Consider the following 24567-nt stretch of genomic DNA (forward strand, 5'->3'; position numbering starts at 1 on the left):
ACAGAGGGAAAGGCCCAAGTGTTTGACTTGCAAACTTCTCCCTTTGATTAAAGGGAGAAGTTCAGATCCTATTTCTTCCTGAACTGTAGCAGGTACTGATCTGATTCTTTTAGCAGGTTGACATAAACGGAATCTATCGCCTTGATCTTTGCTTTTTCCTTATTGAAATAAGCCACCGCTTCATCCTCATTCTTCCCGCTAACATCGGCGTTGAACTTGTGCATCCAATCCGACATTTGGTCATCCGCATCCTCCAATTGGGATCGCAACTTGTTCATGGTTTGCTTTTCTGTAATAGTATCGAGAGCAGGTCGCCCTTTCTTAATACTATCCAGGCGAGTTACCAGGGTATCAAGCTTTCTTTTATTTAGATATGCCTTTTCTGTATTTATCATTACGCTATCGTGTATTGATACAACCTCATCTCTTATGGTTTTGTAATCCGGACCCTGCTTGCACGAGACAACCGCAGTTGCAAAGGCGGAAATCAAAAATACGCCTGCTTTTTTAATCATTTGCCAGTTCATTTGTAGTATAATAAATCGTTGGAATTCCTTTACTTTCTCTCACCCAAGCTATTAATGCCTTATCACTTTGAGGTGTGATTACCGCGTGGTGATCTGCGAATGTACCATCTGTAATTGAGATTGTTCGCGAAGTATTTCCCTTCTCAATAAAACTTAATAGAACCTTTGCGCTTGCTGCACTTTGATGATGTGCCGGCATTCCTTCGCTGTGATGCCCAGATTGATTTGTGCCTGTTCCTGATTCTTCACATACCATTACAAGCTTTTGTCCAACGGTAGTTAGCTGAGGATGCCGTCCTTTAGTACTTAAAGAGGTTCGTTTGGCAAAGGGAGCATTATTAAGTGAAGTGCTGAAATAAAGCCCAGGCTTACCTTCTGCTGCACTAAACCAAACAGCATTCACTTTATCAGCGCTTACTGAAAGCGAAGGCCCTGAATGGGGACAGCCATCTATTTTCCAATAATCATTACTGATAGCTTGTTCCTTTGTGAATGTTTTTCCATTGTCCCTGGAACTGATATAAACCATATCGCGCACTTGCGCACCTGCAGTGGTTACAGGAAACTGAATGCTACGGTAAGCAATATGCAAATTACCATGATCGTCAACTAAAAGGTCGGTACGACAGCATTCACAGGTGCTTTTATTCAAGCAGGAATCGGGCGCGAACCCTTTACCCTTTTCGGTTTTAGCAAAAAATAAAGCCGAGCCCTTTTGAGTTTTCCCAAACCTGCCGTCTAACCAGATTGCAGCTATTTCTCCGTCTTTCAAAGTTGCCAAATCAAAGAAGTTCCTTCCGTAGTGATGAGAGGTATCGGAGTGAAGAAAAAGTGGGGTAGACCAGTTCTTTCCCGAATCTTTGGATGAGGTATAATAGATGCCTCCAGCATAGGGGTTCTTTTCATTTTCAAACTTCCGGGCGAAAACAGCGATGATAGTGCCGTCTTTCTTAAATGCCACTTTAGCCATACTTTCAGGCGAATGAGAACATCCTATAGAAGGGGTGACTGTGACAGGTGCACCGAACCTACTAGTAGCGGGATTGTAAGCAGCGAATTGAACACGATATAATGAATCAGAAGGATCCTTTGCTGTCCAGCAAAGGACAGCTCTTTTATCTGGTGCCTGGGTTAGATAGGGACCCAAAGCTTCCATTTCTTCGTCGATTGCATGCTCCTTTATCTCAGGTATTTTACTTGCATTTTTACAAGAAATAAAAAGAGATAAAAGCACTGTTTGAAAGGATATTAGGATTATTAATCTAAATTTTAAATTCATATTACTTTAAATGGGTAAAGGAATAAGTTAAACCGATGGTAACAGTGCGGGGAGCGGCGGCATTATAAGTAACTCCATATTGATTCCCCGTCACGTTATTGGCGTACAGTTGATCCGTGACGTTCATAATATTAAGCCAAAGGCCCGCGCCTTTTGCCACTTTTGCTTTGATGTCATACCCGAACCTCAGATTAAAGATATCGTAGCCTCTATAGGATCTGGTGTTGGCGCTATTTACATAATATTTACTGATAGACTGCCACTCTGCCGCCATCCTAAGTCCCGCTACAAAACCCGGCTTCCAGGTAACTTCTGAATTAATAATCGAAGCAGGGGCATTAGCCATGCTATTACCATTGTAAAACACTGTCTTTCCAAATAAAAGCTCGCTATATTCCTGGTATTTGTGTTCAGCATAGGTTCCACCGAAGCGAAGACCAAGTTGCTTTGTTGGCGTGTATACCAATGTGTACTCAATACCGCGATGGCGGGTAGCACCAGCGTTATCATTTTGTGTAGTATTATCTGGCATCATAACGGTAATGATTTCATTTTTGCCATTCATGGCAAAAGCTGCTAACTCAATGTTCAGCTTCTCATGAACTGGTAGCCAGGCACCCAACTCGTAATTTTGAAAGGTAGCTTGCTCTAGAATATTCGTTTGTCTTGCACTATACAAGAAGCTGGTTTCTGGCGGTTGAAATCCAACACTCCAATTGCTATATACACCAAAGCCTTTACCGAAATCGTAAGTTAAACCAAGCTTGGGAGCAAGCACCGAATAAACGTTTTTCTCGTTTTGTTTATATTTCGTTTTACCCAGAGGCAGCTTGTTTTCAAAATTATAGATCAGGTTATCATACCTCAAACCTGCAACTACACGTAATGCCTTAATCGGATTAACTTGTAACTGGGCAAAGGTAGCCGCGTTAACGAGATTTGTTTTATAGTTATCGATCACCGAGTCCGTCTTGTTAAAACCTGTATAAAAATTACTCGGCACATCCTTATTTATAGAAAGGTAATTTGCATAGAAGGTACTTGGGCTATAATCAAGATAGGCTCCGATCTGGAACTTCGAATTCAGGAACTTTATTTGAGAGCTGTGCTGTGTGAGCAGTCCAAAACTCTTAAAGCTGAGGTTATTTTCCTGCCCCCTCGAAAGGACATACTTCTTAGTGTCTTTTGCAATACTATCACCTATAAAATAGCTGGGTAACTGGCCAGTCGAGTTATCTCTGAAAAACGCGGTCAGGAATGTACTATTGCTTGAGTTCCAGCGATGATCAATCCTCGCACTGAGGCGTAAAGCATTTACTTTGCGGTAGGTAAAACGCTGATTACTACTATACCTTCTGCTATAGAAACGGGCACTATCCAAACTACCAGGGGTTTGTGTATCAAGATAGCTGAAGCTTCCAGCTACAGTTAAGCGACTGGCTGAATTGAAATCGTAAGTGGTTTTTAAACTCGCTGAATATTTATCGAAATCTGTATAATCCTGCCAGCTATTTTTTTGCCTGGCCGTGTATGCTCCAACATAAACGCCAAGCTTTCCGCGAGTAAGGCCTGTACTGATATCGGTCCTATAATAGTTGTACCCGTCTCCCTGCACTGAGAGCTGAGCCTGCTGTCCAATAGGAGGATTTGCAGTAATGAAATTGATAGAACCACCAATGGCATTACTACCGTAAAGTGAGGATGCGGGCCCTTTGATCACTTCGATACCTTTAAGTCCATTCATATTGATCTCGTAGAGGGCATTATGGTTGAAAATACCTGTTGGTCTTATAGGGAGCCCATCCTCTAAATAAAGGTAAAGGGCATTATAGGTTATAGGTTGACGTATGGCCATGGTATGCTGTTCGTTACCAAGGTTTACCATATAAACTCCAGCCGACTTATTTAGTAACTGATAAAGTGCTGTGGCTCTGGTTTCAGTGAGCGTAGCAGAATTGATTTTACTTATGGCGGCTGGAATTTCCTTACGGGATTGCTGCTCGCGACTACCAGAAACTACAACTTCAGAAAGGAAGTTGGAAGTTGCTTCAAGAGATACCACTAATCCCTCTACAGCCAATACTCTTATTGTATTATAGCCTGGTTTTGAAACTTCTATTGAATCGTTCAGACTAACAGTTGAACGCCCCTGTGCATTACTTTGTGATATTATTGATCCATTACCTATGCTTCTTATGTCTGCGCCTTGTAATGCTGTTTGTGAACGTGAATCGACAATTCGAACCATAACGTTCTGCTTTTGCGCATAAAGAAAACAGGTAAGGTGCATGAGACATGCAAAAATGATAGTTCTCATTTATAATCCTTTAACATGTAAACTTTCCTCGATGAAAAGATCCATCGAATAACTCTAATAAAATTCTGTAAAGGAATTATGCGCGGGGCGGCTGAAAGATAGCTCTGCTGGAGTTAAAAGGCTTGCTTTCTGGTTCGAAGAATGAACTTATAGAGACAAATGAAACAGGAACAGAGATGGTATATTCGGGAAAGCTTGATACTTCATGAAAAGTATTGCTTTGCGCTCGTCTTTCCTGGTTCTTTTCTTTCTCTTCCGCTAACTTGATCTTTTTCATCAGGTAACACTTACCGTTACAATGAAGCTGCGGCTTGTCCCGGTTTTCACAAAGTGCAGAAGCGATTAAATGTTTATTCGCAGCGAAACCTGCATAAATAAAAAACCGGCTAAAATTTGCGCTTAGCAGGGTTAATATTAAAATGAAGGCCGTAAGTTTGCGAATCATACTACGGACAAAAGTAACCAGCAATTTATTCTCAAGCAAGGGAAGTTATGACTTTTAATTTTTTGCATCTGTCTACCTATTGCATTGGCCGTGGGATGAAAAGAATGATCACAAACAGAAAAATCACACATAAGAAAAAACAGAATGCATTCAAGTTTTTCATTAGAGGACAAAGTAATAATTGTAACCGGGGCCACAGGGGTATTAGGTCACTCGTTTGTTAACGGACTAGCAGAAGCTGGCGCTATAGTAGGGGTACTGGGGCGTAATGAGGCAGTTGCTAATGAACGGGCAGAAGAGATTCTTAAAAAAGGTGGTAAAGCAATTGCACTTATCGCTGACGTACAGAATGAAGCGCAGTTATTGGCTGCGAGAGATCTGGTATTAAAAACCTACGGTAGAATAGACGGTCTTGTAAATGGCGCAGGTGGGAATCGTCCAGATGGTATCCTCCAGCCTGATGAAAATATTTTTAAGTTGAACGTTGACGGTATGAAAGAAGTAATGGACCTGAATCTTTGGGGTACCTTACTTCCTACGCAGGTTTTTGGAGAATCGCTTACTGAAAATGGTGGTAGCATTGTTAATATTTCTTCAATGTCTGCCCAGCGTGCTTTAAGTAAGGTAATGGGTTACAGCCTTGCAAAGGCGGCTGTTGATGCATACACCCGCTGGTTCGCGGTTGAGCTTGCTAACCGATATCAGGACAAAGTCAGGATGAACGCTATTGCCCCTGGTTTCTTCCTTACCGATCAAAACCGCGCTTTATTGACTAAAGAGGATGGAGGTTATACTCAAAGAGGACAACTTGTTTTAAACCAAACACCATTTAAACGTTTCGGTCATCCTGACGAATTAATTGGAGCATTAATTTGGCTGTTAAGCGATGCTTCTAAATTTGTAACAGGTACAGTTGTCAACGTGGATGGAGGCTTTATAGTGAACAGCGGCGTATAGGTTGATCATTAAGTTTCTAACTTTAGGGCTCGTATAGATTTCAAAGCATACGAGCCTTGCTATTTATGCACAGGAGGCAAAAATAGTTTCAATACAGCCATTCCTTTTCTATTTTTGATGGCTTATGCCAATTACCCAGAGAGTAGCCCTTGAAGGCGTTCGTTTTTTTGCATTTCATGGTTTTTATCCCGAAGAGCAGTTGATAGGAAATGAGTTCATCTTAGATCTTATTACAGAGATGGAGGTCACTGATGATGGAGGGGATGATCTTAAGAATACAGTTAACTATGAGCGGTTATTTGAAATAGCCAAATCTGAAATGAAGCAAACCCGGAAGCTTCTTGAAACGGTAGCACATGGAATACTAAGGCAGGTTATCGTTGAGTTTCCCTTTGTTACTAAAGCGGAAGTCTCAATCCGGAAGATGTGTTTACCCATGGGCGCTGAAATCAAGAACTCTTTGATCCAACTATCATACAGCAAATAATCTTAATCTTCCTGTATAGGTGCAATCCTTTTATTCAGATCCTTCTTTCTTCAGGGGAAATGTAGGTTTATGAATAACTATGGATGACGTGAAGCCGTATACATAATCGGGGAAAAGGGGCGGATATTAGCTTATTCTGTTTATACCAATTATAATCTAACGAAATGGAATTTCAATTTGAATATCATGATCTACTAAGGATACTGATCTCTATAGCATGCGGAAGCATTATTGGCTTTGAGAGAGAGTATAAAAATAAAAATGCCGGGTTCAGAACTTTGATTTTAATATGTTTGGGCTCCACCATTTTCACCATAGTTTCCCAAAGGAGTTCCAATACGAGCGATGACCGGATTGCTGCTAATATTATTACAGGGATAGGTTTTATCGGCGCGGGCGTAATATTCAAGGATGGGCTATCGGTTAAAGGTTTGACAACTGCAGCGGTAATCTGGGTCGTTGCTGCCCTTGGAATGGTAATAGGAACTTTCCATTATTCCCTATCTATCATACTAACCCTAATTGTGCTGGTTATCCTTTCTCTTTTCAATAAGATTGAAATGCTAATAGATTTCCTCCATCACCAAAGGAAATTCAAAGTGATTTTTATCGATGAGAGCATGTCTCATCTTGAGTCGCTGGACAAGGAGGCCGTACAGAGAGGATTGCAGTTCAGGCAGATTCAACTTACCAAATGCAATAATAAGATCCATCTTGTTTTTGAAGTATCAGGACGGAAGAAACTGCTAGCCGACTTTAATCGTTACTTGATTGAATCGCATCACATTGCAGATGTAATGATTTAAATAGGAGAGTACGATATACTACATCAAAACCTCATTTTGAAGAACAAGTTGCACAAGATGAAAGGTTGTTCAATAGCAACTTATCAAGTATTTGCTGAAGCTTTGGATTAGAAGGACGAGGCGCGTTACTGTCTACAATTCTACCATCCGGATCAATCAAAACAAAACGAGGTATGGTGTTAATACCAAAGGCCTGAATAAAGTCTGATCTAAAGTCCCGGTCTGCTATTAGTTGCGTACCAGGGAGGTTCTGTTCCTTAACGAATTGCAACCAACGTTCGCGGTGCGCCTGCATGTCTACTGACACACTAACAAACCTTATGTTTTGATGCTGGTAGCGCTGCTCAATTTCTTTTAAATAAGGCAGTTCTTGCTTACAAGGGCTGCACCAAGTTGCCCATACATCGAGGAATACATAACTTCCCCTAAAGTTACTTAAGGATACAGTATGGTTGGTTTGATCTTTATAACTAAATAAAGGAGCTTCCGAACCGGGACTAACAAGTTTCAATTTATCGTATCTCAACTGGACCAGCTCCCTGTATCCAGGATCTTTTGCTACACTTAAATAATCCTTCAAATACTTATCGTCGTTAATACTTCCACAGATCAATTGTAAAGTATTTTGAAACAATAACTCTTCCTTAATCGGACCATCGGCAAAATCGCGTTGAACAATGTCCCTTTTTAACTCAAATGAACTTTTACTTTTGAAATAGGGCGATTTTACTAACTCTGCAGTGCGCAGGGCATCGAGCCGAACTGAAATGAGGGATTTATAATAGGGAGAGAATGAATACAATTCCCCATTATTCAAGTCAAAATCCTCCCAAACCATGGCCTGAAGTTCTGCAATTTTTTCTAGAGGGAGACGCCGCACATAAATGGCTTTAGCAGCTGGAAGTAAGATTTCTGGCAAATCGCTTCCCGGCTTCAAAGATTGAGCAAGCTTATAATACTCGTCTTCTCTGACTGGGTCGATTCCGTATCTTTTTAGATAATCGTGTATGAAGTATTTAATAGTATAGTCGACATGGTCTTGTTGGGATTTGAAAAATTTGCTGCCGAATCCTTGCTTTGACAACAGAGAAAAAGCCTGATCTTTAAATTGCTTGGTAAGCTGTATAAAATCTTCGGGTTCAATAAGATTGAATTCTTTTTGAAGATGTCCGTTGCTAACAGGGAAAATTTTTTGAATAAGATAATTGATGTTCGCCTGAGCATTATTTTCCAATTCTCCCGGCCCCTGCAGATGAAGTTCGTTCAATTTTCCCTCTAAAACAAGATTCATTCCCGGGCCCAAATACAGTTGAATGTCCTTATCTATCGTGTAATAAGCACTGTCCAACTCTCCGCTAAACACAAAGTTACCTTTAGCATCAAAATACAAAGGCGCTTTCAATTGCTTGCTGTTTTCAAGGAGTACAGTTTTTCCTGCAAATTCAGGAAGCCTACCCTTAAGAAAAACATTTTTCTGAGCATGCACAGCAAAGGGAATACACAGAAGTGAGAGAGTTTTTTTCATTGCGGTTTAAGTACTACATCATATTTTATAAAATTCAGCATTTGTTACTGTATATTTAATTTTAGGTTACATACTGAAGAGTGTGAATAAGGTGTTAAAAAGCGTGGATAAGTGCGCCCTGAATGTGGATAAGTGAACGAATTTAAGAACTAAAGTTTTAAATAACTGAAAATGAGCCTCTATTGATAATAATACAAAAGCAGCCAGACGGATAAATTGTGGAAAAGTGCAGAATATTAAATCAAAATAGTGGAAAAAAAGTTTCCTGGAAAAGAAGTTGGATAAAGAATTCATTACGGGGTTTGTGCCAAAGATTCTGCCATAGTGAGGTTATTGCAGTTTCCGGAAAAAACCAGGCATATACGAGCGCAAAGTCCTATATACCTGATTGATACTTTAAGAATTATCCTCTTTATCTCCTTGATCGGTGCGAGTCACAGGTGGTGAGCCTACCTCTCCGGCCGCTTTATCATCCCCGCCTTGAGGCTTTAACTGCTCTAGCTGGTCTTCATTCTTAGCACCACTCCTTATCGCATTCTTTTCGTCATCGGTAGGCAAATGAGGATCTGGTTTGCCTTTATCAGGTTGCCCTGGAATATTATACTGCTCTCCATCTTGCTTTTTCATACATATCACTTTTCTGCTTCAACAAGCCGCCCTGAGCTTTGTTGAGTTTTTTTTCAGAAGTGCCGTTCTGAAACAATCTTAAAAAAAAGAGGGTTTAGTCTTAACATCACCCATATTAGCAAATGCAGAAAGACACTTTAGCACTAGAGAAAGACCTTGCCATCGAAAAGAAAGAATGGCCAATACTAAGAGCGGGATGGATATTTATGGGATTGATAGTAGCAGGAGGCGCCATGGGTCTATTTGGAGGGGGCTTTTTAAGTCACACAAGAGTAAGCCACGCAGGTCTATCAATACAATACGACAAATTGTTACGGTATTCACTAAGTTCCAAAATAATTATTGAAGCCAACAAGCTCAGTAAAGACTCTTCGATCTTGGTAAATTCTGATTACACAAAAAAGATTAAAATAGAAGAGGTGACACCGGAGCCTGAATCAGTAAAACTAGAGGGTCAAAAGATCAGATACAAGTTTCACTCCCGAAGAAGCGACAATATAGTTTTTTACTTAAAACCCATAGGACGCGGAGAGCAACGATTGTTATTGGAGTTTAACGGCTTCAAACTTGACATTCACCAATTTATTTTTTTCTGATGGAATCCATAGTATTTAGATCTGCATTTATATATGTCGCTGTTTTCCTAATCCTGAGACTAGGCGGCAAAAGAACAGTGGGAGAAATGACCACTTTTGATCTTGTCTTGTTATTGATAATAAGTGAGGCTATTCAACAATCTCTGATAGATGATGATAATTCTATTACTGGTGGCCTCCTTGCCATAACCACACTTGTTTTTATTGATATTATGGTATCCTTGATTTCGAACCGCTTTTCTAAGGTCGATAAAATTTTGAACGGAGTTCCGCTGATTATATTAAAGGATGGCAAACCTTTATTAGAGCGAATAAAGAAATCAAGATTGCAAGTTGAGGACATCCTTGAGGCGGCAAGAAAAATGCAGGGTATAGATTCCCTCGATAAAATAAAATATGCTGTTCTTGAAAAAGACGGTACGATAAGTATTATTCCTATTTAGAAACAAAAAGAAACATGACTTCCACTTTTTTTACAGTATTAATAGACAATAAACCAACAAGATTTGAGAAACAAAGAGTAATAGCTATAGAGCCTTACGAATTTGGGACAAAAATCATATTTGAAGCCTCACATACCGAAGAAGAACCTATAATATACTTCACAAATGAACCATATGACGATGTTTACAAGTCATATCTTGGTTGAAACTTATAGAACATAGGAACATCTTCCTTTTCTCGCGCCGATTGAGACATGAATAACTAAAATCTATACACAAATTCACCTTTTAAAACACAAAAGGAAAACTTTTAAGTAAAAATTGACTTAAAAGAAGCATTTTTTTTAATGCTTTAATCAATTTTAACCCGTTTTTGTTTGTAATTATAAAATAAATTACCACTTTTATTTCTAATTACATTAAACATTAACAAAGTTAAGATGAAAAAAGTATTACCTTTTCTATTATTACTCGTTGTTGTAGCGCTTGGGTTAGCATTTCCTTCGGTCGAAGCCGCAAATGTTGCCGATAGCAAAATCGACACCGGAGACACGGCATGGTTACTGGTGTCAACAGCTCTGGTTTTATTAATGACTCCAGGCCTCGCGTACTTTTATGGTGGAATGGTTCGCAAAAAGAATGTTATTTCGACAATGCTCCAGAGCTTGGTATGTATGGGTCTGATAACAGTCCTATGGGTTGTTTTCGGATTTAGCTTAGCCTTTGGAGATGACATAGGCGGAATAATTGGTAATCCAGGTACGTTTTTCATGATGAAAGGTATGATAGGAAATGCAGTTTGGTCTCTGGCTCCAACTATCCCTTTGGTTTTGTTCGCAATGTTCCAATTAAAGTTTGCGGTTATTACGCCAGCATTAATTACAGGTGCATTTGCAGAGCGTATCAAATTCAATTCTTATCTTATTTTCATAACCTTGTTTATGATCCTTATTTATGCACCTTTAGCTCATGCAACCTGGCATCCTAACGGACTACTGTTCAACCTTGGAGTTCTTGACTTTGCTGGTGGTACAGTAGTGCATATGTCTGCAGGATGGGCTGCACTTGCTTCAGCATTATTCCTTAAGGGCCGGACAAAAGCAGAGCACACGCCTGCAAGGGTAAGTTATGTAATCCTGGGTACTGGCTTGTTATGGTTCGGTTGGTTCGGTTTCAATGCGGGCTCTGCTGTAGGCGCCGGTACTTTGGCTGCTACAGCTCTGGCAACCACAACCACAGCTTCTGCAGCTGCTGCTATGGCCTGGGTATTTTTTGATATGTTCAGGGGCAAAAAGCCATCTGCTATGGGTGCATGTATCGGGGCAGTTGTTGGTTTAGTAGCAATTACACCTGCTGCAGGATTCGTAACGGTATCACATTCTTTAGTAATTGGTATAGTTGCAGCGGTTATAAGTAACCTGGTAGTAATCTGGCGCTCTCGCACCAAAATAGACGACACTCTTGATGTATTTCCTTGTCACGGTGTTGGAGGTATGGTAGGTATGCTAATGACTGGTATTTTTGCCAATCAAACAGTTAACGCCGCAAACACCACAGGTAACGGCTTATTCTATGGTGAAACTAAACTATTTATGGTTCACTTAATGGCGCTTGTTGGAGTTTCAATTTTTGCATTTGTTGGTTCTTATCTTTTATTGTTGATTACCAATGCGATCAGCCCTCTCCGGGTAACATCAGAAGAAGAAGAAATCGGTCTTGACATCAGTCAGCACGACGAAGAATTATAATGGTAAATCGTTCTTTTTATTAAACCCGCCTCATGCGGGTTTTTTTTTGATTTCAGTTCTTTTAATCTTTTGGATGAATATTTATTTAAACCCTTATAAAATAAGGAGAAGACTGGAAATGATGATGGCTTTACTCCTTAGTAACATCAGGGCAGGACATATACAGGTTAAGCTACCCGGCCACCCATACGTAGTGCTCACTTAGAATCCCTTTATCACAAGATCCTTACTCAAATTACATCTTCAAGTCTACATTTACCATAAAACCCTTTTGTTGCTTTTAAATAATTTTCAAACCTTTGGACTTTTATTTACTTAATTGTTGTAATTCAAAAAAGATAGAAATGTCAGAAGCAGCGTTTACTAGAAAAATGACCGCAATGGCGATTATTGGGTCGTCATTATTAGCCTTTTCTTGTTCCAGTTTAAAAGGTGGAAGCACAAGAGAGGCAAGAGCTACAATAAATTCAACGAAGCAAGAGGTACCAGGAAGTGGATCAATAACCTTCGTTCAAAAACAGAATGAGGTTGAGATGAAGTTAGAAATTAATTTCCCTGCAAAAGCGAATAAAACAGTTGCGGTTCATATTCACGAACATGGCGACTGCGGAAATCAAGGGAACGATGCACACGGTCACTGGAACCCAACGAATAGCAAACATGGAAAGTGGGGAAGTGGTGAGTATCATTTGGGAGATATCGGGAATGTGCAGCTGGATGCAGCTGGAAAGGGATCGTTATCGATTAAGACCGATAAATGGTCTGTTGGTACCGGAAATTCTAATGATGTAGCCGGTAGGGGATTGATTGTCCATGATGGAACAGACGATTATGTAACCCAACCAACCGGAAACGCCGGATCAAGAATTGGCTGTGGCGTAATTGAAGTGGCCAAGAAATAACAAGAAAGGGTTCCCATTGGAACCCTTTCTTGTTATCAAATATCGTGTGGGACCTCCTATTAATGCTCTTCAGAATTATCAGCAGGAGGGGGGATTATATTTGCGCTGTTTTCTGGCAAAACAAAGGCCTTATACTGAGGATTATGCAACATATGATTAATATTCAAAAGCTTATTATCAATATCATCCACACAGCGCTTTACTTCAGCAATTAGTTCCTGATCATCTATCAAATCCTCATCGTCAAGCAGCAGGAGCCCTTTGATAGTAGAAACCGGGCTTCTGATCTCGTGCGAAAGGTGAGACGAATACTGTGAAAGCTTTAAGTTCTTGGCCTTTATGTCTTCAGTACGCTCCTCTATGATGCTTTCAAGGTTTTGATTTATCTTATCCAAATTTTCTTTCTGAACAGAAATCTCCTCGTTAAGCTCTCGCATCTTATGCAACGTTTTAGCCTTCTTACGGGATTGAATAACCAGAAGGGCTATAACCACAAAAGACAAAGCTAAAACTATAACAGCTGCAATATATTTGACCCTGTTTGTTTTTTGCTTTTCAAGAAGGATTTCCGTTTGCTTTTGCTTTTCAATAAAGTCAAACTGTTCTTGATGAAGAGAATATTTTTTACTGACTAAATCACGAATAGAAATGCTGTCTTCTTTGTAAACATTCTCCAAGTATTTCAATGCGTCTACAGAATTATTTTTTGATTTAGCTAAGTAATATAATTGCTTCGTGAAGTCTTGTTTAAGTTTAACCTCGCCAACTCTTTCGGATATCGCCAGTCCTTTTTTTATAAAATCTTCAGTCTTGTTATACTTCTTTTGAGCCATATAAATATCAGCCAAATACATGTAGACAGTCGATAGTCGGGGATAATATTGATTTTTGAGGCAAATTTCTTCGCATTCTTCTAAGACCTCTACCGCGGCATTGTATCTTTTTGTCTTCCCATAAAGGAATCCCTTACTAAGGAGAATAATTGAAATACTTAATGTATCTTTCTTCTCTTTAAAGTATTCAAAGCTCTTATTCAAGTAACTTAATGCTGCTTCGTACTTATTGGATTTAGTATAAATATTTGCAACGTTAATGGAACATCCGGCTACTAACTCGTCATTTTTTATCTTTTTAGCAATACTGATACATTTAAGGTAGTATGAAAGCGCCTTTCTTCTATCATAGTTTTTATACCGATTGCCGATGTTATTATACACCATTGCTTCGCCATAAAAATCTTTGTGCTTTTTAAATAGGTTCAAGGCTAGCAAAAACTTAGAAATAGCAGTATCGTCCTCCACAAGAATGGAATACCCAGTTCCCATAACACGATAAGCTTCAGCTTGACCTAATTCAAAATTTATTTTTTCTGCTAACCTGAGAGCTTGATTTGCAGTATAAATAGTTTTCTTTGGATCGATTTGTCTAACTTTTTCTGCATACTTATTTAATTCAACAACTTTCAAACTATCTGTCTTGAAATCTTGTTGGTTAGCAAAAGAAACTGAAAGATTAATAAAATAAAGAAAAAGGAGTAATTTTAATTTCATCTCTTAAACAGGGACAAATTACGAAAATTAATTTATACCACATTATTTATAAATCGTTACGTTAATAAGTTATTTTATCTATTTTTATACTTTATATTGTACATCAAATCTAAACAACATGAAAAAAATTTTATTAGCAGCCGTTATTATTAGCATTGGTTTTGCGGCATGTAAAAAAGACAACGAAGCTCAACCAGAAAAAGTAAAGATTGAGAAGAAAACTATGGATGGTGAAGAAGGTGGAGATGATAGCAAGAGCGGATCTGAAGGCAATGGCGGCGGATGGGGCGGATAATTAATTTTTACAATTAATTACTCCTAATCCGTTCCGGTTATATATTTGTAAAAAACCGGATTCATGCAAGACATTAAAACCTACGTAGAGCAGCACAAACAACGTTTTTTAGACGAATTGTTTGTGCTGCTTCGTTTTCCATCCATAAGTGCCGACCCTAAATACAAAGGGGATGTTCTCAAAACTGCTGACTTTGTAGCAGAGAAGCTAAGGGAAGCAGGTGCAGACAATGTGGAAGTGGCTGCCACTGCAGGCTACCCAATAGTTTACGGCGAAAAGATCATTGATCCTTCTAAACCAACTGTCCTTGTGTATGGACATTATGATGTTCAACCTCCTGATCCTCTTGAATTATGGGAAACACCTCCATTTGAACCCACTATTCGTGGCGAGAAGATCTTTGCTCGTGGAGCTTGCGACGATAAAGGTCAGTTTTACATGCATGTTAAGGCTTTTGAAATAATGCTTCGTACTGAATCTCTTCCTTGTAATATTAAATTTATGATAGAAGGAGAGGAGGAAGTTGGTTCAGACAACTTAGGAAGCTTTGTTGTAGCGAATAAGGAAAGACTTAAGGCAGATGTGGTATTAATATCAGATACTGCTATGATTAGTCTGGACACCCCATCACTGGAAACAGGATTAAGAGGCCTATCTTATCTGGAGGTGGAGGTAACCGGGCCAAACCGCGACCTGCATTCGGGTGTTTACGGAGGAGCCGTAGCTAATCCAGCAACGATTCTTTGTCAGATGATCGCATCCCTGCATGATCAAAATAATCACATACTTATTCCTGGCTTTTATGATGATGTACAAAGTTTAACGGAAGAGGAAAGATTATTATTGAACTCTGCACCATTTGATGAAGAGGAATACAAAAATGATCTTCAGGTTAATGAAGTTTGGGGAGAGCAAGGCTATACAACCATTGAAAGAACTGGAATCAGACCGACATTGGAACTTAATGGAATTTGGGGTGGATACATTGGAGAAGGAGCAAAAACGGTATTGCCATCTAAAGCTAGCGCTAAAATATCTATGCGTCTTGTTCCTAATCAGAAATCGGAGAAAATCACAGAGCTATTCAAGAACCATTTTGAGAGCATTGCACCAAAATCAGTAAAGGTTAAAGTAACACCACATCACGGGGGCGAACCTGTGGTTACTCCAACAGATAGTATTGCATTCCAGGCGGCCCAAAAAGCAATTGAAGAATCATTTGGTAAAAAACCCGTTATAACCAGAGGTGGTGGAAGCATTCCGATAGTTGCATTATTTGAGAAAGAATTGGAGATTAAAACAGTATTGCTAGGCTTTGGACTAGATAGTGACAATCTGCATTCGCCAAACGAGAAATACGATCTCGCTAATTATTACAAGGGAATTGAAACGATACCATTATTTTTCAAACACTTTGCTGATCTAAGCAAATAACTAAACAAAAAATAAAGATACAACAAGCATCTTAATCTTAGGATGCTTGTTGTGTTTAAGGCCTTAATCTCAATTGAGTTCCTAAATATTATTTCAAAACAATAAAACGATTCTTTCTTAAGCCCGAAATCTAAACGACTAGTCCTCGAATGAACCTAAAAAAGAAGAGCTATTTCTAATACCTAAATAGGTAACCATTCAAGGTACAATATAGCGGGAAATAGCTGAAGAACAATTGAAAGGAGGTATAAGAAAAAGTCTAATTAACATAATATCAATTATGACCCAAAATGGAATGAAAGTGCTTTGGTAGTTATGCTTAATTAAAAACCATTTTTATTCAGGGGCGTTTCAAAGTAATATCAAGCTTGAATTTAAACCTATGAAAACTACAACATATCCCGAGAACCATACTAAACAGCTGCAGCGTTTGTTAGGGTTAGTTTCAGACAGTCGTAAGCATTTTCAGGAAGCTATAGAAAAAGTTAAAAATACTGAATTCAAGAATTTCCTCAATCAGTTATTAGTTGAACGAGAAGCTTTACAAATTGAACTTAAAAATCGTATTATAAGATTGGGAGGAAATCCGGATGAAAATAGTTTAGGTTTCTTGTCGAGCCTGGAACGTTCCTGGCAAATTATTAAGGCTAAAGCATCCGGAAGCGGTGATCAGGAAATAATAGAAAGCTGCCGGAACGCAGAACAGACTGTATTGGACGGTTATGACGACGTTTTACAAGGAAGTATTCTTGAAGACGAAGAACTGAAGTATTTTATCACCTCGCAGCGCTTCACGATCAATCAATCTTTTCTCGAACTTGACCAGATGTACTTCAACATGTTTCGATCTGATAACACAATGGACGGCCTATGAGATCAATATGGAAAGGTTCTATCGGCTTTGGGTTAGTTAATATCCCAATTAAATTATATTCGGCTGTTCAAAGCAGCTCATTAGGCCTTGATATGCTAGATAGCCGGGATCATTCGAGAATCCGCTACCAGCGAATCAATGAGAAAACAAGAAAAGAAGTTCCTTACGATCAAATTGTTAAAGGATATCCTTACAACGAAGGATATGTGATTTTGGAAGATAAGGACTTTGATGAGGCTGCGCCAGAGAAAAGCAAAATGATCGAGATCGAAAATTTTGTTAATATGGACGAGGTCAATCCTATATACTACGAAACAGCCTACTATGCAGAGCCAGAAACTCAAGGGAGAAAGGCCTATGCATTGTTACACAAAGCATTACAAAAATCAAAAAAAGCTGGCCTTGGGCGTTTCGTTCTTCGCACCAGTGAAAACCTGTGTATCCTCCACCCTCTTGAAAAAGTTATTGTCATTTCCAAGATCCGCTTTGCAGAAGAAGTTCGTTCATCTGAAGAGATATTAACACCTGATAACGTAGAGGTTAGCAAAAAGGAATTAGATATGGGACTAGCTCTGATCAACCAATACAGTGCTAAGTTGGAAATCGAAAAGTTCAAGGACGAATATCACCATGAGCTGCTTCGAATTATAGAATTGAAAGCAAAAGGAAAACAACCTACAATTAAGAAACTAAAACCTAAAAAAGCATCTGATGATAATTTATATGAAATGCTGATGCAAAGCCTTGACACATCCCGGAAAGGAGCTTAAATGGGATTAAAAGAATATAAAAAGAAAAGGAATTTTAATGAAACAGCAGAGCCAGACAGTGGCGAAAAATCGTCGACAGACGCACTTAAATTTGTAGTCCAAAGACATCATGCCTCACGCCTTCATTACGACTTCAGGCTTGAATTAGAAGGCGTTCTTAAAAGCTGGGCTGTTCCAAAAGGCCCATCCCTTAACCCAAAAGACAAACGTCTTGCAATGATGGTTGAGGATCACCCCTACGATTACCGGACATTTGAAGGTGTAATTCCTGAAGGAAATTACGGTGCTGGAGTAGTAAGTATTTTTGACGAAGGAACATACGAAGGCTTGGATGGACCAGGGGAAGCCGAACTAAAAAAAGGCCTTTATAGTGGAAATTTAAAATTCAGGCTTCATGGGAAAATCCTCAAAGGCGAGTTCGCCCTGGTAAAGCTTAAAAGTAGTGAAGAAAATTCCTGGCTCTTGATTAAGCATAAAGATGAGTTTGCAGTGGCCGAAAAGTTCGATGCTGAAGATTTGATTTCAGAGCGGGAGAAAAAACGTGGTGAGGACCGGAAGAAGCTCGCCAAAGTTGCGAAAACAAAGACCCGACCTAAGGCAGAAACCGAAAAAGAAACATCTGAAGAAAAACTTGATATAGAAAGCTTCAAACCAATGTTAGCTAAACTTGAAGGAGATGTTTTTGATGACAAAAACTGGATATACGAAAAGAAACTGGATGGCTATAGGATCATTGCTTCAACAGGTAAAACAGTAAGATTACTTTCAAGAAACGGACTTGACTATACCACGAAATATAAGCTTATTTCAAAAGCCCTTGCGAATATTAAGGACGAAGCTATTATAGATGGGGAGCTTGTAGTTGAGGATAAAAGTGGAAAAGCATTATTTCAAAAGTTGCAGAATTACGATCCGAATGACAAAGGCACCCAACTGAAGTTTTACGCTTTTGACCTGCTTGCATTAAACGGACACGATATAAGGCAATTGGACCTTATCAAGCGAAAGGAACTACTTGCGGCTTTATTAAAAAAAGGACCAAAAAGCTCTGTGACCTTCAGTGAGCACGTTTCGGGTAAAGGCAAGAAACTATTTGCAGAAGCAGTGGAAAACAGCTGGGAAGGGATCATTGCCAAAGATGGCTCAAGTAATTATGAAAGCGATAAGCGATCGGGCAAATGGCTAAAGTTTAAGGTTCAGAACTCACAGGAAGCCCTAATAATCGGTTTCACCAAACCACAGGGTAGCAGAATGTATTTTGGATCACTTGTTTTGGGAATGATTGATAATGGAGAGTTAAGGTATATTGGAAACGTGGGTACTGGATTCAATGAAGAAAGTTTAAAGTCTTTACACAGCAAAATGCTACCGCTTAAAGTTGAAGATAAGCCGGTACGGGTGAAAGTTAAACAAGAGAAAAGCGTAACCTGGATTAAGCCGGATATGATTTGCGAAGTGACTTTCTCCGAATGGACTGACGATAATGTGCTAAGGCATCCTGTTTTTAAGGGATTAAGGGAGGATAAAAACCCTACGGAGGTTGTTCCCGAACCAGAGGGTAAAAGTGAATTAAGCACCCCTCCTTCTGCAGAGGAAAAAACTGCTAAAGTTATGGAAACAAAAACTGTAAATGAGAAGGAAGATACGTTTGGAAAGAAGGTGGTTAAACTAACTAACCTCAACAAAATTTACTGGCCTGAGGAAGGCATTACCAAAGGCGATTTGATAGAGTATTATAGAGATATCAATGACTATATACTTCCCTATTTAAAAGATCGCCCCTTATCATTAAACAGACATCCCAATGGCATTAATGGAAGCAGCTTTTTCCAGAAGGACCTGGATACAGATCAAATTCCTTCCTGGATAAAATCCCAACCCATTCATTCTGAAAGTAATGATAAGGATATTGACTACCTGATCTGTAATGATCTTCCTACCCTATTATGGATGGCAAACTTGGGCTGCATAGAAATTAATCCTTGGCTTAGCACTTTTAAAAAGCCTGAACATCCTGTATTTGCAGTTATGGACCTGGATCCTAATGATGTCGATGACTTTGCTGAAGTGGTACGCGTTGCCCTGACTACTAAAGAAATACTGGATCAGATGAAAGTACGATCCTTCATCAAAACTTCCGGATCGAGAGGTTTACACATATTTATTCATGTAGGAGCTAAATATGACTACGATATAATTAAGAACTTCGTTCAGTACCTGGGCAAGATGATATTGGAGCAACACCCTGATACAACGAGCCTTGAAAGGAGTCCGTCTAAGCGCAAAAAGAAAATTTACCTCGATTTTTTACAGAACAGACGCGGACAGACTATCGCTGCTCCGTATTCTGTAAGGCCAAAACCCGGAGCTACAGTTTCTACTCCATTGTCATGGGATGAAGTAAATGAGAACCTTAATATAAAATCATTTACTATCTTCAATACCCTGGATAGAATCAAGGAGAAAGGAGACCTATGGCAGGATATAACGAAAGAATCGACGGATCTTAAAGCAGCACTGGAAAGTCTGAATGAATAAAACAATAAAACAGGCAAAGAAGATGTTTCTTCAATGCCTGCCTTTTGCCAGGTTTATTTCTTACCAACTATCACTTTCTCGAAGGAATCGAAATTGAGATAGAAGTTTGCCAACTCAAGAAGCTTGTCTGAGTTGATTGATTTTACTGTTTGTATGTAATTGGAATAATAGTCATAGTCGAGGCCTGAGAAATAGATATTTTTGAACTTATCTGCATGTGAAAACGCATTTTCCAGACCTCCCAGAAAAGAACCTAACATATAGTTTTTAACTAATGCTAACTCTTCTTCAGGTATACGTTCAGTTCGAAGCAAGTCTACCTCCTTTTTAATTTCGTCCACTGCTGAAGTACATACGTTGGCTCCTACTTCTGAGGCAATGAAGAAGTACCCAGAATTTTTAAAGGATACGAGTGCCGATCCAATTCCATAGGTGTAGCCTTTATCCTCACGAATATTAGCCATTAAACGAGATCCGAAATATCCGCCAAGAACAGTATTTAAAACTTGCAGAGCAGCAAAATCAGGGTGGTTTCTGTTAACACACAGATTACCAATCCTTATTGCCGACTGCAAAGCACCTTCCCTCTCATAATAATGCTCTGATCCATTTCTGACCGGGAAACTAAAGGAATTCTGTGTTAAGCTTACACCCTTATCCCAACCTCTTCCAAAATGATTGTTAATTGAAGCTATGGTAGAGTCGTTTACTTGTCCAGATACAACTATAGTACAGTTATCCGGACGATAAGCAAGATTAAAATATTCGACAAGTTGATCCCGGGTCAATTTATCATAATCCTCAGATGAAGAACTAAAGCCATAAATAGTGTTGCCAAATAGAGCCCTATTAAAGATCCGGCGACTTAAAAAGTCATTCTTCTCAAGGTTTATACTAAGCTTTTGCTTTTGATTCCTTATAAATGTTGAAAGCTCCTCCTCTGGGAAAACTGAGTCAGTAATGACCTGCTTAACTACCGGAAGGGTAGATTCAAGGTGCTTGGTTAAAGTATAAAGGGTAACAACAGACTGGTCGTAATTATAATCAGTTTGAAGAAAAGCACCGTAATAATCTATTTCTTCTGCTATTTCGTGTGACCTGAGTGTGCTTGTTCCCTCAACAAGCATGGAATTTACTACATATGCCTGAAGGGGCTTAGATGGTTCCCAGTTTACGTTATTAAATATAAGTTCTATGCGTACGAGGTCCTGAGAACCAGCATTGATTGAGAATAAATTTATGCCATTATCAAGACTATATTCCTCTGCTTTTATAAGATCTATGTTTTCAACCTGTCTGAATGCAGGCGCCAGTGTTCTTTCTATCATTAATTAGCCAGATATAGAAGGGTTGAAGAATTTTGTTTGGTGAATACTTTTACCGCCTGATTTTGCAGATCCTGCTGACTAACCAAAAGGTATTTTTGAGTTTCGTTGTTTAGTTCTGCTGCATTTCCCATTAGTTCAAAGAATGCAAGGTTCATCGCTTTATCCAATAAACTCATTTCGGCAAAGACCATTGTAGACTCCACCTTATTCTTTACTTTAGTTAGTTCCCGTTCAGGGATCAGTTCTCTTTTCAAAATATCTAATTCGTTCCAGATCGCTGCTTCTGCTAATTGAGGGTCTATTCCCTCTGTCAACTTTCCTTCGATAATAAACAAACCGGGATCAGAGCTTGAGGTAATATAAGCACTAATCTCAGAAAAAAGCTTTTGCTCCTTAACCAGGCTCATGTATAACCTAGACGCATTTCCTCTGGATAGTATATCTGAGATCAGGTCGCATTCGTAATAGCCATTTTCCTGTCTGCCAGGCATATGAAAAGCCATGTAAATAGCATTTAATGGTACATCCGCCTTTACAATTTCCCTTCTGGCTTCTAGTTGTACTGGCTCTTTAGGTAAATCACGGAGAGGCTTCTCTCCTCTTGGAATTGAACCGAACCATTTTTCAGCCAATTCTTTTACCTCGGCAGTGTAAACAGATCCACCTACCACTAAAATAGCATTGGAAGGATTGTAATGTCTGGCAAAAAAACCTCTCACATCTTCTATGGTCGCGTCTTCTATATGAGATAATTCTTTTCCTATAGTAGCCCAGCGGTATGGGTGTTCTTTATAAGCTAGCGGTCTCAATTTCAACCAGACATCTCCGTATGGCTGATTCAGGTATCTTTGCTTAAATTCCTCACAGACAACGTTTTTCTGGACTTCCAAACTTTTCTCAGAAAAGGCCAAACTCAGCATCCTGTCACTCTCCAGCCAAAAGGCCGTTTCGAGGTTTGCAGCTGGAAGAGTAATATAATAATTAGTAATGTCGTTGCTCGTGAATGCATTATTCTCTCCCCCGACGCGCTGAAGAGGTTCATCATATGAAGGAATATTAATAGATCCTCCAAACATTAAATGCTCGAAAAGATGTGCGAAGCCTGTTTTATCCGGATCTTCATCTCTGGCACCCACATCGTATAATACATTAACAACAGCCATTGGATTAGTAAAGTCTTCGTGTACCAATACCTTTAGTCCGTTGCTTAAAACAAATCGATTGAAATCTACCATTTTTTCAAAGTATAAATTCAAAGTGAAAAACCAAAATAATGACGTGATCTTCCTTTACTCTGGAGCTAATTTCAGCTTTTATGAAGGTCAAATGTAAACGTTTTTTAATTGGCAGGGATAAATCCTCTAATCACAATTTCACTTAAACTCTTATCAACATAATTCTGTTTTCCACAAACTGGCAGGAGTCGATAATTTTCGTAACTTTGCATCCCGTACAAAAACAATTGATTTTACCCCAAAGAGGTAGTCAATTAAAAAATCTTTTTAAATGACCAAATATATTTTTGTTACGGGTGGCGTTACCTCCTCTTTAGGAAAAGGTATTATTTCCGCATCTTTAGCTAAGCTTCTTCAGGCCCGCGATTATCGCGTAACTATTCAAAAGTTTGACCCTTATATCAACATTGATCCAGGAACTTTAAATCCCTATGAGCATGGAGAGTGTTTCGTTACTGAAGATGGTGCTGAAACAGATCTTGACCTTGGTCATTACGAGCGTTTTCTAAATGTACCGACATCCCAATCAAATAACGTTACAACCGGACGCATTTACCAGAATGTTATTAATAAGGAGCGTGAGGGTGCATATCTAGGTAAAACTGTACAAGTTGTACCTCACATCACTGATGAAATAAAAAGAAATATCCGGATACTGGGAGAAAGTGGTGAATATGATATCGTAATTACAGAATTAGGGGGAACAGTAGGTGATATCGAGTCCCTCCCATTTATTGAGGCGGTGCGTCAATTCCGGTGGGAAGTTGGATACAGTAATTCTCTTGTGATCCACTTAACGCTAATTCCTTTCCTGGCAGCTGCAAAAGAACTTAAAACAAAACCAACTCAGCACTCTGTTAAGATGCTTTTAGAGTATGGAATTCAACCTGATGTACTAGTTTGCCGCACTGAACACCATATTACTCAAGACATTCGTCGTAAGATTGCTCAATTCTGTAACGTGAACATCAATGCAGTAATTGAGTCAATAGATGCCTCAACAATTTACGACGTTCCATTATTAATGCTTAAGGAGCAGTTAGACAAAACCGTTTTAACTAAATTAAAGCTTCCCCTAAAACACGAACCTAACCTTGAAAGTTGGAAGGACTTTTTGGGAAGATTAAAAAACCCAACAGCTGAAGTTAATATCGGATTAATTGGGAAGTATGTAGAATTACAGGATGCCTATAAATCCATCATCGAGTCATTTATTCACGCCGGTGCAAGAAACGAATGTAAAGTGCAGATACACTCCATTCATTCTGAAAGTGTTACAGAGGAAAACGTAGCAGAAAAACTTGCCGGCCTTGATGGTGTACTAGTTGCTCCAGGATTTGGAAGCCGGGGTATTGAAGGTAAGATCTCCGCAATAAAATACGTTCGCGAGAAACATATTCCGTTCTTTGGTATCTGTTTAGGAATGCAGTGTGCAGTGATTGAGTTTGGACGGAATGTATTGGGCCTTCAGGATGCTCATAGTACAGAAATGAATGAAGATACGCACAATGCAGTTATCTCCATGATGGAAGAGCAGAAGAAGATTAAGAACAAGGGTGGAACTATGCGTCTTGGATCGTATGTGTGCGACTTGAGAAAAGGAAGCAAAGCTGCTGCAATTTATGGAAAAACACGCATTACAGAGCGACACAGGCACCGTTATGAGTTCAATAACGAGTACCTTGCTCAATATGAAGAAGCAGGTATGCTTGCCTCAGGAATGAATCCGGATAACAATCTTGTTGAAATAGTAGAATTGAAAAACCATCCATTCTTTGTCGGTGGCCAATTTCACCCTGAATTAAAGTCAACTGTTGCTAATCCACACCCTCTTTTTGTTAGCTTTGTCGCAGCTGCATTAGCAGGTAAAAGGAAGAAATAAGA

General features: G+C 39.2%; 22 protein-coding genes. 13 read left to right on the plus strand and 9 right to left on the minus strand.

Going from position 1 to position 24567, the window contains the following annotated elements; genetic code table 11:
- Window positions 1–68: 68 nt before the first annotated feature.
- The 4 genes from J4N25_RS14900 to J4N25_RS14915 form a co-directional block, all read right to left on the minus strand.
- A complete protein-coding gene (locus J4N25_RS14900) occupies window positions 69–515 on the minus strand; it encodes a hypothetical protein (protein WP_207420463.1) in 447 nt (148 codons plus the stop codon).
- Window positions 508–1806: a sialidase/neuraminidase family protein gene (locus J4N25_RS14905; protein WP_207420464.1), complete on the minus strand. Its 1299-nt coding sequence runs from the start codon at window positions 1804–1806 to the stop codon at window positions 508–510. Before J4N25_RS14905 ends, J4N25_RS14900 begins: the two co-directional genes overlap by 8 nt.
- A 1-nt stretch (window position 1807) precedes the next feature.
- Window positions 1808–4123: a TonB-dependent receptor gene (locus tag J4N25_RS14910; protein ID WP_207420465.1), complete on the minus strand. Its 2316-nt coding sequence runs from the start codon at window positions 4121–4123 to the stop codon at window positions 1808–1810.
- 76 nt (window positions 4124–4199) lie between these two features.
- Window positions 4200–4568 (minus strand): hypothetical protein, encoded by a 369-nt coding sequence (locus tag J4N25_RS14915; RefSeq protein ID WP_207420466.1) that lies wholly within the window; start codon window positions 4566–4568, stop codon window positions 4200–4202.
- Window positions 4569–4712: 144 nt separating this feature from the next.
- Here J4N25_RS14915 and J4N25_RS14920 point away from each other — a divergent pair, with 144 nt between their 5' ends.
- The 3 genes from J4N25_RS14920 (at window position 4713) to J4N25_RS14930 (ending at window position 6818) form a co-directional block, all read left to right on the plus strand.
- Window positions 4713–5525, plus strand: coding sequence for an SDR family oxidoreductase (locus J4N25_RS14920; RefSeq protein WP_207420467.1), 813 nt, complete (start codon window positions 4713–4715; stop codon window positions 5523–5525).
- A gap of 124 nt (window positions 5526–5649) precedes the next feature.
- Window positions 5650–6012 (plus strand): dihydroneopterin aldolase, encoded by a 363-nt coding sequence (gene folB, locus J4N25_RS14925; RefSeq protein ID WP_207420468.1) that lies wholly within the window; start codon window positions 5650–5652, stop codon window positions 6010–6012.
- A gap of 164 nt (window positions 6013–6176) precedes the next feature.
- The gene (locus tag J4N25_RS14930; RefSeq protein ID WP_207420469.1) at window positions 6177–6818 is read left to right on the plus strand and encodes an MgtC/SapB family protein; all 642 of its coding nucleotides are present in this window, start codon (window positions 6177–6179) and stop codon (window positions 6816–6818) included.
- A gap of 31 nt (window positions 6819–6849) precedes the next feature.
- Here J4N25_RS14930 and J4N25_RS14935 read toward each other — a convergent pair whose 3' ends face one another.
- Both J4N25_RS14935 and J4N25_RS14940 read right to left on the minus strand, forming a co-directional pair.
- Window positions 6850–8343, minus strand: a complete 1494-nt coding sequence (locus J4N25_RS14935) for a TlpA family protein disulfide reductase (protein ID WP_207420470.1) — start codon at window positions 8341–8343, stop codon at window positions 6850–6852.
- Between the two features lie 396 nt (window positions 8344–8739).
- The gene (locus J4N25_RS14940) at window positions 8740–8970 is read right to left on the minus strand and encodes a hypothetical protein (RefSeq protein WP_207420471.1); all 231 of its coding nucleotides are present in this window, start codon (window positions 8968–8970) and stop codon (window positions 8740–8742) included.
- 122 nt (window positions 8971–9092) lie between these two features.
- On the opposite strand from J4N25_RS14940, the gene J4N25_RS14945 reads away from it, so the two are divergent.
- From J4N25_RS14945 to J4N25_RS14960, 4 genes are all read left to right on the plus strand, one after another.
- Entirely contained in the window at window positions 9093–9566 is a 474-nt protein-coding gene (locus J4N25_RS14945; protein ID WP_207420472.1) for a hypothetical protein, read from the plus strand.
- Window positions 9566–10009: a DUF421 domain-containing protein gene (locus J4N25_RS14950; RefSeq protein WP_207420473.1), complete on the plus strand. Its 444-nt coding sequence runs from the start codon at window positions 9566–9568 to the stop codon at window positions 10007–10009. Before J4N25_RS14945 ends, J4N25_RS14950 begins: the two co-directional genes overlap by 1 nt.
- A 440-nt stretch (window positions 10010–10449) precedes the next feature.
- Complete coding sequence (locus J4N25_RS14955) at window positions 10450–11757, plus strand: ammonium transporter (protein WP_207420474.1); 1308 nt, start codon at window positions 10450–10452, stop codon at window positions 11755–11757.
- 344 nt (window positions 11758–12101) lie between these two features.
- A complete protein-coding gene (locus J4N25_RS14960; RefSeq protein ID WP_242695756.1) occupies window positions 12102–12659 on the plus strand; it encodes a superoxide dismutase family protein in 558 nt (185 codons plus the stop codon).
- Between the two features lie 59 nt (window positions 12660–12718).
- Here the strand turns inward: J4N25_RS14960 and J4N25_RS14965 are convergent, their stop codons facing one another.
- Window positions 12719–14209: a tetratricopeptide repeat protein gene (locus J4N25_RS14965; RefSeq protein WP_207420475.1), complete on the minus strand. Its 1491-nt coding sequence runs from the start codon at window positions 14207–14209 to the stop codon at window positions 12719–12721.
- 118 nt (window positions 14210–14327) lie between these two features.
- Between J4N25_RS14965 and J4N25_RS14970 the strand changes: the two genes are divergently transcribed.
- The 5 genes from J4N25_RS14970 (at window position 14328) to ligD (ending at window position 20120) form a co-directional block, all read left to right on the plus strand.
- Window positions 14328–14504 carry a hypothetical protein gene (locus tag J4N25_RS14970; RefSeq protein WP_207420476.1) on the plus strand — a complete coding sequence of 59 codons (177 nt, stop codon included), beginning with the start codon at window positions 14328–14330 and terminating at the stop codon, window positions 14502–14504.
- Window positions 14505–14567: 63 nt separating this feature from the next.
- Window positions 14568–15938 carry a dipeptidase gene (locus J4N25_RS14975; RefSeq protein ID WP_207420477.1) on the plus strand — a complete coding sequence of 457 codons (1371 nt, stop codon included), beginning with the start codon at window positions 14568–14570 and terminating at the stop codon, window positions 15936–15938.
- A gap of 382 nt (window positions 15939–16320) precedes the next feature.
- On the plus strand, window positions 16321–16812 hold the full coding sequence (locus J4N25_RS14980; RefSeq protein WP_207420478.1) for a PA2169 family four-helix-bundle protein: 492 nt from the start codon (window positions 16321–16323) through the stop codon (window positions 16810–16812).
- Entirely contained in the window at window positions 16809–17582 is a 774-nt protein-coding gene (gene ku / locus J4N25_RS14985) for a non-homologous end joining protein Ku (RefSeq protein ID WP_207420479.1), read from the plus strand. Before J4N25_RS14980 ends, ku begins: the two co-directional genes overlap by 4 nt.
- On the plus strand, window positions 17583–20120 hold the full coding sequence (gene ligD, locus J4N25_RS14990) for a DNA ligase D (RefSeq protein ID WP_207420480.1): 2538 nt from the start codon (window positions 17583–17585) through the stop codon (window positions 20118–20120).
- 53 nt (window positions 20121–20173) lie between these two features.
- Here the strand turns inward: ligD and J4N25_RS14995 are convergent, their stop codons facing one another.
- A complete protein-coding gene (locus tag J4N25_RS14995) occupies window positions 20174–21448 on the minus strand; it encodes a M16 family metallopeptidase (RefSeq protein ID WP_207420481.1) in 1275 nt (424 codons plus the stop codon).
- Window positions 21448–22683 carry a M16 family metallopeptidase gene (locus J4N25_RS15000; RefSeq protein WP_207420482.1) on the minus strand — a complete coding sequence of 412 codons (1236 nt, stop codon included), beginning with the start codon at window positions 22681–22683 and terminating at the stop codon, window positions 21448–21450. Before J4N25_RS15000 ends, J4N25_RS14995 begins: the two co-directional genes overlap by 1 nt.
- 271 nt (window positions 22684–22954) lie before the next feature.
- On the opposite strand from J4N25_RS15000, the gene pyrG reads away from it, so the two are divergent.
- Entirely contained in the window at window positions 22955–24565 is a 1611-nt protein-coding gene (pyrG, locus tag J4N25_RS15005; RefSeq protein WP_207420483.1) for a CTP synthase, read from the plus strand.
- The last annotated feature ends 2 nt before the right edge of the window (window positions 24566–24567 follow it).

The sequence above is a fragment of the Desertivirga brevis genome, assembly GCF_017355835.1.

Bases quoted from the DNA above. Each gene is read 5' to 3' on its own strand.
- J4N25_RS14900 (WP_207420463.1), bottom strand. From the start codon at position 515: ATGATTAAAAAAGCAGGCGTATTTTTGATTTCCGCCTTTGCAACTGCG.
- J4N25_RS14905 (WP_207420464.1), bottom strand. From the start codon at position 1,806: ATGAATTTAAAATTTAGATTAATAATCCTAATATCCTTTCAAACAGTG.
- J4N25_RS14910 (WP_207420465.1), bottom strand. From the start codon at position 4,123: ATGAGAACTATCATTTTTGCATGTCTCATGCACCTTACCTGTTTTCTT.
- J4N25_RS14915 (WP_207420466.1), bottom strand. From the start codon at position 4,568: ATGATTCGCAAACTTACGGCCTTCATTTTAATATTAACCCTGCTAAGC.
- J4N25_RS14920 (WP_207420467.1), top strand. From the start codon at position 4,713: ATGCATTCAAGTTTTTCATTAGAGGACAAAGTAATAATTGTAACCGGG.
- folB (WP_207420468.1), top strand. From the start codon at position 5,650: ATGCCAATTACCCAGAGAGTAGCCCTTGAAGGCGTTCGTTTTTTTGCA.
- J4N25_RS14930 (WP_207420469.1), top strand. From the start codon at position 6,177: ATGGAATTTCAATTTGAATATCATGATCTACTAAGGATACTGATCTCT.
- J4N25_RS14935 (WP_207420470.1), bottom strand. From the start codon at position 8,343: ATGAAAAAAACTCTCTCACTTCTGTGTATTCCCTTTGCTGTGCATGCT.
- J4N25_RS14940 (WP_207420471.1), bottom strand. From the start codon at position 8,970: ATGAAAAAGCAAGATGGAGAGCAGTATAATATTCCAGGGCAACCTGAT.
- J4N25_RS14945 (WP_207420472.1), top strand. From the start codon at position 9,093: ATGCAGAAAGACACTTTAGCACTAGAGAAAGACCTTGCCATCGAAAAG.
- J4N25_RS14950 (WP_207420473.1), top strand. From the start codon at position 9,566: ATGGAATCCATAGTATTTAGATCTGCATTTATATATGTCGCTGTTTTC.
- J4N25_RS14955 (WP_207420474.1), top strand. From the start codon at position 10,450: ATGAAAAAAGTATTACCTTTTCTATTATTACTCGTTGTTGTAGCGCTT.
- J4N25_RS14960 (WP_242695756.1), top strand. From the start codon at position 12,102: ATGTCAGAAGCAGCGTTTACTAGAAAAATGACCGCAATGGCGATTATT.
- J4N25_RS14965 (WP_207420475.1), bottom strand. From the start codon at position 14,209: ATGAAATTAAAATTACTCCTTTTTCTTTATTTTATTAATCTTTCAGTT.
- J4N25_RS14970 (WP_207420476.1), top strand. From the start codon at position 14,328: ATGAAAAAAATTTTATTAGCAGCCGTTATTATTAGCATTGGTTTTGCG.
- J4N25_RS14975 (WP_207420477.1), top strand. From the start codon at position 14,568: ATGCAAGACATTAAAACCTACGTAGAGCAGCACAAACAACGTTTTTTA.
- J4N25_RS14980 (WP_207420478.1), top strand. From the start codon at position 16,321: ATGAAAACTACAACATATCCCGAGAACCATACTAAACAGCTGCAGCGT.
- ku (WP_207420479.1), top strand. From the start codon at position 16,809: ATGAGATCAATATGGAAAGGTTCTATCGGCTTTGGGTTAGTTAATATC.
- ligD (WP_207420480.1), top strand. From the start codon at position 17,583: ATGGGATTAAAAGAATATAAAAAGAAAAGGAATTTTAATGAAACAGCA.
- J4N25_RS14995 (WP_207420481.1), bottom strand. From the start codon at position 21,448: ATGATAGAAAGAACACTGGCGCCTGCATTCAGACAGGTTGAAAACATA.
- J4N25_RS15000 (WP_207420482.1), bottom strand. From the start codon at position 22,683: ATGGTAGATTTCAATCGATTTGTTTTAAGCAACGGACTAAAGGTATTG.
- pyrG (WP_207420483.1), top strand. From the start codon at position 22,955: ATGACCAAATATATTTTTGTTACGGGTGGCGTTACCTCCTCTTTAGGA.